Annotated in this window: 8 protein-coding genes and 1 pseudogene; 3 read left to right on the top strand and 6 right to left on the bottom strand. The window is 69.8% G+C overall.

What is annotated here, in order from left to right; genetic code table 11:
• Together JOZ00_RS18135 and JOZ00_RS18130 are read right to left on the bottom strand one after the other, a co-directional pair.
• Nucleotides 1-1439 (bottom strand): long-chain-acyl-CoA synthetase (locus JOZ00_RS18135; protein WP_293346014.1); only part of this gene is annotated, 1439 nt, incomplete at its 3' end.
• 75 nt (nucleotides 1440-1514) lie between these two features.
• Nucleotides 1515-2078: a TIGR00730 family Rossman fold protein gene (locus JOZ00_RS18130; RefSeq protein ID WP_293346012.1), complete on the bottom strand. Its 564-nt coding sequence runs from the start codon at nucleotides 2076-2078 to the stop codon at nucleotides 1515-1517.
• Nucleotides 2079-2166: 88 nt separating this feature from the next.
• On the opposite strand from JOZ00_RS18130, the gene JOZ00_RS18125 reads away from it, so the two are divergent.
• On the top strand, nucleotides 2167-4317 hold the full coding sequence (locus JOZ00_RS18125) for an ATP-binding protein (RefSeq protein WP_293346010.1): 2151 nt from the start codon (nucleotides 2167-2169) through the stop codon (nucleotides 4315-4317).
• Between the two features lie 85 nt (nucleotides 4318-4402).
• Here the strand turns inward: JOZ00_RS18125 and dapE are convergent, their stop codons facing one another.
• The gene (gene dapE, locus JOZ00_RS18120) at nucleotides 4403-5467 is read right to left on the bottom strand and encodes a succinyl-diaminopimelate desuccinylase (protein WP_293346008.1); all 1065 of its coding nucleotides are present in this window, start codon (nucleotides 5465-5467) and stop codon (nucleotides 4403-4405) included.
• 86 nt (nucleotides 5468-5553) lie between these two features.
• Between dapE and dapD the strand changes: the two genes are divergently transcribed.
• On the top strand, nucleotides 5554-6498 hold the full coding sequence (dapD, locus tag JOZ00_RS18115; RefSeq protein ID WP_293346006.1) for a 2,3,4,5-tetrahydropyridine-2,6-dicarboxylate N-succinyltransferase: 945 nt from the start codon (nucleotides 5554-5556) through the stop codon (nucleotides 6496-6498).
• On the opposite strand, the gene JOZ00_RS18110 is transcribed toward dapD, so the two are convergent.
• The 3 genes from JOZ00_RS18110 to JOZ00_RS18100 all read right to left on the bottom strand — a co-directional run bounded on the left by JOZ00_RS18110 (nucleotide 6495) and on the right by JOZ00_RS18100 (nucleotide 10381).
• Nucleotides 6495-7790: an MFS transporter gene (locus tag JOZ00_RS18110; protein ID WP_293346016.1), complete on the bottom strand. Its 1296-nt coding sequence runs from the start codon at nucleotides 7788-7790 to the stop codon at nucleotides 6495-6497. The two genes, dapD and JOZ00_RS18110, sit on opposite strands and share 4 nt — an antisense overlap.
• Before the next feature lie 231 nt (nucleotides 7791-8021).
• Nucleotides 8022-9443, bottom strand: coding sequence for an acyl-CoA synthetase (locus JOZ00_RS18105; protein WP_293346004.1), 1422 nt, complete (start codon nucleotides 9441-9443; stop codon nucleotides 8022-8024).
• A gap of 29 nt (nucleotides 9444-9472) precedes the next feature.
• Nucleotides 9473-10381, bottom strand: coding sequence for an alpha/beta hydrolase (locus JOZ00_RS18100; RefSeq protein ID WP_293346002.1), 909 nt, complete (start codon nucleotides 10379-10381; stop codon nucleotides 9473-9475).
• Between the two features lie 101 nt (nucleotides 10382-10482).
• Between JOZ00_RS18100 and JOZ00_RS18095 the strand changes: the two are divergent.
• Nucleotides 10483-10723 (top strand): annotated as a pseudogene (locus tag JOZ00_RS18095) (cytochrome P450); the annotation flags it as partial.

The raw sequence follows: 10723 nt of genomic DNA, 5'->3' as shown, positions 1-10723 counted from the left end.
CAGTCGTCGGACGCCACCGCCGCCTCCACCTGGGTGGTGGCCACGTTCTCTCCCTTCCAGCGGAAGGTGTCGCCGAGGCGGTCGACGAACGCCGCGTGGCCCATGCCCTGCGGGCTCATCACGTCGCCCGTGTTGAACCAGCAGTCGCCCTCTTTGAAAGCGTTGCGCACCAACTTCTTTTCGCTGGACTCCTTGTCCGTGTACCCGTCGAAGGGCTGCAGCCGGTTGACCGGGCTGATCAACAGGCCGGGCTGCCCGGCGGGAACCCGGTGCACCCGGCCGTCCTCGTCGCGCAGCGGGGCGCCGGTGTCCGGGTCGTACTCCACATAAGCCAGCGGTGTCGGCGAGACGCCGGTCGTCCGGGGCACATTGAAGATGTTGATGAACGCGGTGTTGCCCTCCGACGCGGCGTAGAACTCGCAAACGCGCTTGATGCCGAACCGCTTGGTGAACTCCTCCCAGATCTCCGGGCGCAGCCCGTTGCCGGCGATCAGCCGCACCTTGTGCGACCGGTCTGTCGGCTTGGCCGGCTGGTTGAGCAGGTACCTGCAGAGCTCACCGATGTAGATGAAGGCCGTGGCGTCGTAGGAGATCGCCTCGTCCCAGAACTTCGATGCGGAGAACGACTTCCCCAGCGCCAGCGTCGCCCCGGAATTGATCACCGACGACAGCGCGACCGTCAGCGCGTTGTTGTGATACAGCGGTAAGCAGCAGTACAGCGTGTCGGAGGTCTTCAGCCGCAGACCCATGCCGCCGAACGCGGCCAGCGCGGCCAGCCACCGCCGATGGGTCATGACGCTCGCCTTGGGAAATCCCGTGGTGCCCGAGGTGAAGATGTAGAAGGCGGTGTCTTTGGCCTGCACGGCCGATGCCGAGGCCGGGTTGGTCGCCGGAGCGCTGACGCCGAATCGCTCGAGGTCGTCGATGGTCAGCGTCTCGGTGTCGCCCGAACCGCCGCACTCGGCCACGGCACTGACCAGGTCGGCCTCCGCGATCAGCACCTTGGCGTCCAGTAGGCCGAGGCTGTGCGCGAGCACCTCGCCGCGCTGGTGGTAGTTGAGCATGCCGGCAACAGCGCCGCACTTGACCGCGGCCAGCATCGCCAGCACGGTGTTGGGCGAGTTGCGCAGCATGATGCCGACGACGTCGCCGCGACCGACGCCGCGCGCGGCCAGCACCGCGGCGTACCTGTTGGCGGCCGCGTTGGCGTCGCGGTACGTCAGTTGCTGATCGCCGAACCTCAGGAACACCCGGTCGCCGTAGCGGGCCGCGCGGTCCGCAAAGACGGTGCCGATCGATTTCTTGGACCCGGGCTGGGCCAGCAGACCGGTCAGTATTCCGCGCACGATAATCGGCATGTCGGCCAGCACGGCCGGCAATCGAGACGCGATATCGGTCAGTTTGACCGCCGTGCGCGCTCCCCCGTCACGATCGGACACGTGATCCCCTCGATTCGTTTCAAAATGTCAAGCTCGGCGGACAGCCTAATAGGAACGACGGGGCCGCCCGCGAGCTCAGGCGGGTGCACACGCCTCCAGCGCGGCACTGACCTTGTCGACCAGCACCAACTTCTCCATCGCCGGTTGCGTGATGTAGCCGCTGTCCAGCAGTCCGCACAACCAGATCCACAGGCCTTCGTAGTGCCCGAACGGGTCGAGCAGCACGATCGGTTTGCGGTGCAAGCCGAGATAGGCCGTGGTCCACGCGTCGAGCAGCTCGTCCAGGGTGCCGACGCCGCCCGGCAAAACGATGAACGCGTCGGCGCGGTCCTCCATGAGCTGCTTGCGCTCATGCATGGTCTCGCTGACGATCAGCTCGTCGGCTTCGGCATCGGCGATCTCGCGGCGCATCAGGATTCTGGGGATGATGCCGACGGTCCGGCCGCCGCGGGCGCGCGCCGCGCTTGCCACCGCGCCCATCGCCGAGACGCGCCCGCCGCCCCACACCAGCGTCCAGCCGCGTTCGGCGATCGCTTCGCCGAGTTCGGCAGCGACCTCTAGCAATTCGCGATGCTGCGGACCGGACGCGCAGTACACACATACCGCCCAGTCGCCTGCTGAATCGCGTTCCGGGCGCATATCCGCCAAAGGTAGACCAATCGCTCAGAGCCAGTCACATATGGGGCTTTCGCCCTGCCGCGGGCGTCGCGCGCCATAAAATCCGGCAGTGCCCATTCGATGGAACGTCCCCCAACACGCGACGGCCTTGGAGCGGCTGGACGCGGCGTTGGGTGACCGGGGCTCGGGCGCGGCCGTTCTAGGACCCGACGGGGTGGGGAAATCCACGCTGGCCCGCCTGGCCGCGGAGCACTTCTGCCAGGCGCACCCCGGCGCGCTCACCCGCTGGGTCACCGGCACGCCGACCGAAAGCGCCGTCCCGTTCGGTGCCTTCAGCCACCTGGTGGAAATCGCGGACATCGGAAAGCCGGCTGCGCTGTTGCGTGCGGTGCGGGCGTCGTTGGGCCGGGACCGGCCGGGCGACCTGCTGCTCATCGTCGACGACGCGCACCACCTCGACATCCTGTCGGCCACGCTGGTGTACCAGTTGGCGCTGGCGGGTGCGGTGAGAATGATCGTGACCGCGCGCGCCGAGTCGGCCCCCGACGCCATCACGGCGCTGTGGGCCGACGGCCTGCTGGACCGGATTGACATCGAGCCGCCGGGCGGCACCACGAAGTCATCCGAGCCGGCCTCTGAACCCGCCCAGGTTGACGGGTTCCTCGCCGAATTGCCAACGGCGGCACGGGCGGTGGTGGATTACCTCGCCGTCGCCGAACCGCTGTCGCTGGCCGACCTGACGGTCCTCGCCGGTGACGGCGCCGTCAGCGCGGGCGAAGACTGTGGCGCGGTGGAGACGCGGATCCGCGGCGAAAGTGGCGGCGATCCGGTCGCGTACACCGCCCACCCGCTGTTCGCCGAGCGGGCGCTTGTCGCCATGGGCGACGACGGCGCGCGACAACGGCGCACCGACGTCGTGAAGCTGTTGTCGCAACATCCGCCCGAGCATCTCAGCGACCGGCTCAGGTTGGCGTCCCTGGCGTTGGACAGCGACGCCCCGCAGCCGGTCGCCGAGGTGATCGCCGCCGCGGAGCAGGCGCTGCGGCTGGGCGATCTGCGCCTCGGCGAACGACTGTCGCGCGGTGCGCTGGAGCGTTCGGGTGATCTGGCGGCGCGGCTGGCGCTGGCCCACGCGCTCGCCTGGCAGGGCTGTGGCCGCGAGGCCGACGCGGTGTTGGACGCCGTCGACTCCGCCGCGCTGGACGAGCCCGACCTGATGGCCTGGACGCTGCTGCGGGCGGCCAACCAGTTCTGGATGCTCAGCGAGCCGGAGCGCGCGACCGCGTTCCTGCGGACCATCCGCAATCGGGTCAGCAACGCCGGCGACCGCACGACCCTGGACGCGCTAAGCGCCACGTTCGCCATGAACGCGGGCAACGTCGGGCACGCCGTCGACGTGGGCCGCGAGGTGCTGGCGTCACCGTCGGCCGACGACCAGGCGGTGGCCTGGGCGGCCAGCGCGGCCGCGTTGTGCGCGGCGCGCCAGGGCCGCTTCGACGACGTCGAGCCGCTGGCGCAGCGCGCCTTGGCCGCCGAACATCCCGGGCTGCTGCGCTTCACGATCGGGCTGGGCCAGACGACGGCGCTGGTGATGGCGGGCCGGCTCGATTCGGCGCGCCAACTCGCCCAGCAATTCACCGATTTCGCCGAGCTGCAACAGCCGGGCCGCGCCATCGGCGAGGTGCTGCTGGCCCACGTGCTGATCGCCGCGGGCGAATTCGGCCAGGCGGCGGCGCTGCTCGGGCCCGCGGCAACCACGTTGGAGCGCACCGGCTACTCGTGGGGACCGTTGTCGCTGATGCTGCTGGCCACCGCGCTGGCCCAGCAGGGCGACACCGCGGCCACGGCAAAGGCGTTGAGCAGAGCCGAATCTCGCCACGGAACCAAGTCGGCGTTGTTCGCACCGGAGCTCGGCCTGGCGCGGGCATGGCGCCTGGCGTCGACGCGCGACTCGCACGGCGCGGTGGCGGCCGCGCGCGAGGCCGCCCGAATGGCCGAACGCGGCGGCCAGCCGGCGGTGGCAGTACGCGCCTGGCATGACGCCGTGCGGCTGGGCGACATTAATGCGGCCGATCCGCTGGCCCGGCTGTGCGGCGAGATCGACTGTGCCGTAGGGCAAATCGCCCTCGCCCATGCGCGGGCGCTGATGGCCGCCGATGCCGCTGCGCTGCAGGCGGTCTCGGGCGATCTGGCGGCGATCGGCATGCACGCGGCCGCCGCCGACGCCGCTGCGCAGGCACAGCGACGCGGGGCGCAGTAGGGCGTAACCGGCGTCGAACGTGACACTGGCGTCACGCTGGGCGTCGAACGTGACACTGGCGTCACGCTCGGCGCGGAACAACCGCTCAGCCGCCCAGGTACGCGCGCAGCATCGCGACGGCGGCGGTGATGTTCGCGACCGCGACCCGTTCGTCACGCCGGTGCGCCAGGTTGGGATCGCCGGGCCCGAAATTGACCGCCGGTATGCCCAGCGCCGCGAAGCGTGCGACGTCGGTCCAGCCGTACTTGGCGCGCACCTGCCCACCGGCAGCCTCGACCAACGCCTTGGCCGCGGGCTGGGACAGCCCCGGCAGCGCGCCCGCTGCGGCGTCGGTCTGTTCGATGTGCACGTCGAGCCCGTCGAAGACCTCGTGCACGTGTTGCAGCGCCGCCGTCACCGACCGGTCGGGCGCGAAGCGGAAGTTGACCGTCACCGACGCGGCATCGGGGATCACGTTGCCCGCCACGCCCCCGTCGATACGCACGGCAGACAGGCCCTCACGGTAGGCGCAGCCGTCGATGTCCACGGTGCGCGCCTGGTATGCGGCCAGCCGATCGAGGACGGCGCCGAGCTTGTGAATCGCGTTGTCCCCCAACCAGGAACGCGCGGAATGGGCGCGGGTGCCCGCGGCGCTGATCACGACGCGCAGCGTGCCCTGGCAGCCGGCTTCGATGTAACCGCCGGTGGGCTCGCCCAGGATGGCCACGTCGGCGGCCAACCAGTCCGGCAGCTCACGCTCGATGCGGCCCAATCCGTTTGCCGCCGCTTCGATTTCCTCGCAGTCGTAAAACACCAGCGTCAGGTCGTGCGTGGGCTCGGCGACGGTGGCCGCCAGGTGCAGGAAAACCGCGTCGCCCGATTTCATGTCGGCGGTGCCACAGCCGTGCAGCTCGCCATTGTCCAAGCGGCTGGGCAGGTTTCCGGCCACCGGAACGGTGTCCAGGTGGCCGGCCAGCAGGACCCGCGACGGGCGGCCCAGCTGCGTGCGCGCCAGTACCGCGTCTCCGTTGCGAATGACCTCGAAGCCGGACGTCTGGGCACGCAGCGCGGCCTCCACCTCGTCGGCCAGGCGCGCCTCGTCCCGCGATTCACTGGGGATGTCGACCAGCGCAGCGGTCAGCTCGATGGGATCCCCGCGCAAATCCAGCACGCTCCAAGGGTAGTGGTTCGGTGCCACGTTCCCGCGTGGGCACCACGCGCTCGGGCCCGCACGCCGGACAAGTAGCGTGTCGAGGCGTGACAGGAGCTGCAGGCATCGGGCTGGCAACGCTGGCCGCCGACGGATCGATTCTCGACACCTGGTTTCCCGCACCGGAACTAACCGAATCCGGCACCAGCGCGACGTCGCGGCTCGCGCTCTCCGATGTGCCGCCGGAACTGGTCCCGCTGATCGGCCGCGACGACGACCGCGGCACCGAGGCCGTCGCCGTGCGCACGGTCATCGGCTCACTGGACGACGTGGCCGCCGACGCCTACGACGCCTACCTGCGACTGCACCTGCTGTCGCACCGATTGGTGGCGCCGCACGGGCTGAACGCCGGCGGCTTGTTCGGAGTATTGACGAATGTTGTCTGGACTAATCGTGGTCCCTGCGCCATCGAGGGTTTCGAGGCCGTGAGGGCGCGGCTGCGGCGCCACGGGCCGGTGACCGTCTACGGCGTGGACAAGTTCCCGCGGATGGTGGACTACGTGCTGCCGACCGGGGTGCGCATCGCCGACGCAGATCGGGTTCGGCTGGGCGCCCACCTCGCGCCGGGCACCACCGTGATGCACGAGGGCTTCGTCAACTACAACGCCGGCACCCTGGGCGCGTCGATGGTCGAGGGCCGCATCTCGGCCGGTGTCGTGGTGGGCGACGGCTCCGACGTCGGCGGCGGCGCGTCGATCATGGGCACGCTGTCCGGCGGTGGCACGGAAGTCATTTCGATCGGCAAGCGATGCCTGCTGGGTGCCAACGCGGGAATCGGCATTTCGCTGGGCGACGACTGCGTCGTGGAAGCCGGCCTCTACGTCACCGCGGGCACCAAGCTCACCACGCCCGACGGCAAGGTGGTCAAGGCCCGCGAGCTCTCCGGCGCCGACAACCTGCTGTTCCGCCGCAACTCGGTCAGCGGGGCCGCGGAAGTGGTGGCGCGCGACGGCCAGGGCATCGCCCTCAACGAGGACCTGCACGCCAACTAGAGATCCGATCCCACCTTCTCGGCAGTCGGGTCGCTTCGAAGCGCGGTCCCTCTGGTCTCCGGCAGCAGATAGACGGACACAAGACTGGCCGTCAGCAGGGTCGCCATCATGAGACCGATCGCCCAGCTGCCGTAGGTCGCCAGCAGCGAGCCGGCGACCAGCGGCGGCACCGCGGCGCCGAGAATGCCGGCCATGTTCATCGCCACCGCCGCGCCGCTGTAGCGGTAGCGCGTGGCGAAAAGCTCGGGGACGAAGGCACCCGAGGGTCCGTTGGCGATCGCGGCCGAGGCGAACATGCCGAGGACGGCGACCGCGTACAGCACGGGGTTGCGGGTGTCCATCAGCGGGATCACCGCGAACGCCCACGGCACGCACGCCGCCAGCCCGATCAGCATCATGCGCCGGCGGCCGACCCGGTCGGACATCCAAGCCGAAAAGGCGACGCACGCGATGCTCGTCACCCCGCTCAGCGCGCCGATGCTCCAGATGAAGCTTCGCGAATAGCCCAGATGGGAATGGGCGTACATGACCAGAAACGTGTTGCCGATGTAGACGAAACCCATCCCGCCCAGGAAGCTGCCCGCCACGAGAACGATCTCGCGTCGCTGCAGGCGCCACAGCTCCGCCAGCGGCGCCTTGGGCACCAGGTGGCGGGCTTGTTCCTCGGCGAACACCGGCGTCTCCTCGATGTTCAGCCGCACGTAGAGGGCGATACCGATGAGCCCCGTGCTGATCAGGAAGGGTATTCGCCAACCCCATTCCATGAACGCGGCGCTCTTCTCGCCGATGGTGACGCTGACGGCGAGAAAGGTCAGGCTGGCGAGCACTCCCGCGGTGCCACCACCGAGCGACGTGAACATGCCGTACCAGCCGCGTTTGCCGGGCGGGGCATACTCGGCGCTCAGCAGCACCGACCCGGCCCACTCACCGCCGACCGCGAAGCCTTGCGATAACCGCAGGACGATCAGGATCAGAGGTGCCGCGATACCGATCGACGCCGTGCTGGGGACCATGCCCACGCTCACCGTCGAGGCACCCATGATCAGGAGCGTGGCGACGAGCGTCTTCTTGCGCCCCAGCCGGTCCCCGAAGTATCCAAAGACGGCCGCGCCGAGCGGCCGGGACAGGAACGCCGTCGCAAAGGTCGCCAGCGAGGCGACCGTCGCCAACGTGGTGCCCAGGTGGGGATAGAACACCGTGGGAAATATCAGCGCGGCCGCGGTGCCGTAGATCAGGAAGTCGTAGAACTCGATGGCCGAGCCGACGAGGCAGGCGAGCGCCACCCGCCGCATGGGTGTCGACCGCGCGACTGTCGCAGTCGACCCGGTTGGCCGCTCTAACTCACTCACGCGCCATCCTTCACCGGACCGCGTCCGGTCGTCGTTTGTCTGCAGGGCTTCACGCCAAGCTATGCGAAGCTGCGGACTAACGCTTGTCCAGAATGCTGACAATCTGCTGCGTGTCGCGCGACGCGCGTCCCCCGCGTGAACGGACGATGAACGCCTGCATGCGGGCGGCGCCGGTCAGCCGTCGGACAGCAACTGCTTCTTGAGGACCTTGCCCATGGCGTTGCGGGGCAGCGCGTCCACGATGCGCACCTCGCGTGGCCGCTTGTGCGCCGAGAGTTCCTGCGCGATGTAGTTGATCAACTCGTCGGCCTTCAGCTCCGATGCGCCGACGACGAACGCGACGATCCGCTGGCCCAGGTCCTGGTCGGCCATCCCGACGACCGCCGCCTCGGCTACCCCCGGATGGCCGAGCAGCGCGGTCTCGATCTCGCCCGCGCCGATGCGGTAACCCCCGGACTTGATCAGGTCCACCGACTCGCGCCCGACAATGCGGTGCATGCCGCCGCCGTCGACGACCGCGACGTCGCCGGTGCGGTACCAGCCGTCGGCGTCGAACGCCTCCGCGGTGGCCCCCGGCCGATTCAGGTACCCGTCGAACATCGTCGGACCGCGGACGAGCAGCTTGCCCACGGTTTCCCCGTCGGCCGGCACCTGGGCGCCGTCGTCATCGACCAGGCTGGTCTGCACGCCCGCCAGCGGCAGGCCGACCCACCCCGCGCGCCGCTCGCCGTCCACCCGCGTCGAGATGGTGATCAGCGATTCCGACGCGCCGTACCGCTCGATCGGCTGATGACCGGTCAGGGCGGCCAGCCCCTCGAACACCGGCACCGGCAGCGGCGCGCTGCCGGAGACCAGCAGCCGCGCCGCTTGCAGCTCGCGGGCGGCCGCCTCGTCGCCGACCACCCGCGACCACACCGTCGGCACCCCGAAAAACAGCGTGCCGCCGGCTTCCGAGCGGGCCTGGGCATAGGCGGCCGGGGTCGGCTTTCCGGTGTGCACGAAGCGGTTTCCGAACCGCAGCGAGCCGAGCAGCCCCAACACCAATCCGTGGATGTGGAACAGGGGCAGCCCGTGCACCAGCACGTCGTCGGCGCTCCATTGCCAGGCCTGCGCGAGCGCGTCCAGGTCGGCGGCGATCGCCCGGCGGCTCAGCACCACGCCCTTGGGCGGCCCGGTGGTGCCCGAGGTGTAGATGATCATCGCGGTGGCATCGGGGGCCGGCTCAGGATAACGATGCCAGGAGCGGGCGTGCAGTCGCACCGGGATGTGCGGCAACCCTTCCGGCTCGTCGGGCTCCGGTCCCAGCCAGGCCGCCGCCCCGGAGTCGCCGAGCATGTGCCGGCGCTCGGCCGCGCCGACGTCGGCGGGCACCGGGATGAAGGGCACGCCGGCGATCAGGCACCCGGTGACCGCGAGCACCGTGGCCGCGGTCGGCGTGGCCAGCACCGCGACCCGGCCCGCACCGCCGACCCGCTCGGCCACGGACGTCGCGGCGCCGACCAGGTCGCTGCGGCTGAGCACCGCGCCGTCGATACGCACCGCGTCAGCGATGTCGTGGGCCGAAACCGTCGCAGGATTCAGAGACGCCAGCAGCACGGTGCAAACGCTACCCGGCGGGCGACGGGTCAGCCTTGTTCGTCCCAGATCTTGGTCAGGGTGGCCAGGATCTCCTCGCCGCGGCCCAGCCCACCGAGGTGGCTTTCGCCGGGCAGTACGAACAGCTCGGCGTCGGGCAGCAGGGACACCACATGCTTGCCGTGGGCGAATGGGACGATGTGGTCGCTGTCGCCGTGCCACCAGCGGACCGGGACTTTGACCTCGTCGAGACGGAATCCCCAGTCCTGGGTGAACAGGATGACGTCGTTGAAAGGGGCGGCCAACTGCTTGCGGCTGCCGTTGAGCAGGTCGTCGAGGAACATGGCCCCGAATTCGGGCCGGGTGAGCAGGCGCCGGTCGCCTTCGGGCGACACCGCGGCGTACAGAAACAACGCGGTGTTCGCGACGGGACGGATCGAGCGGACCAGCAGGCTCGCGCCGATCCGCAGCGGGTCGCCGCCCAGCTTCAGCAGGGGCGCGACCCGCTTGCCCAGGTTCATCAGCCCACTGGTGACACCCTCGTCGCCGAGGAACGGCGCGACGCCGCCGAGCACGCCGGTCACCACCACCCGGTCCGGCAGGGCCGCGGCGGACGCGAGCGCGTACGGACCGCCGCCGGACAGGCCGATGACGGCCATCTTGTCGATGCCTAGCGTGTCGGCGATGGTCCGCAGGTCGTCGGCGAACGCCCGGATGTTCTCGTACCGATGCGGCGTCGATGAGCCGATTCCGGGGCGGTCCAGGCCGATCAGCCGGATCTTGTTGTGCTCGGCGTAGAGGCGGGCCTCGGTGGGGATCTGCCGCCGGGCGCCCGGGGTGCCGTGCAGCCAGAAGAACGCCCGCCCTTGCGGGTCACCGAATTCGGCGAAGCCGATCTGGCGGTCGTCGCCGACCGCAACGTTTCCTTCGAGCTTGGGCCGGGCGATCTCGATGACCATCCCTGCAGCTTGACATGTGACGAGCCGTTTACGAAAGGCTCACCCGAATGTCGCACGGCCTTCGGTAGGGTGCTGCTGGACCTGGCCAGGGAGGCTTTGCCATGCGGACTTCGTTTCCCCTGCACTCCCCGGACTTCTACGCGGGCGATCCCTATCCCGTGTACCGGGAGCTGCGCGCGACGGCGTCGGTGTGCTGGAACGACGTCACCAACTTCTGGGCGTTGCTGAAATACGACGACATCCGCTTCGTGTCGACCAACCCCGCCCTGTTCACCTCCGCCAAGGGCATCACCGTGCCCGTCCGGGACATGCCCAACCCGGTACAGCAGGACAGCCTCATCT

The organism is Mycobacterium sp. (assembly GCF_019243155.1).
Taxonomy (GTDB): domain Bacteria; phylum Actinomycetota; class Actinomycetes; order Mycobacteriales; family Mycobacteriaceae; genus Mycobacterium.
The sequence above is the reverse complement of the archived record's forward strand: the minus strand, read 5'-3'. Positions and strand labels throughout refer to the sequence as shown.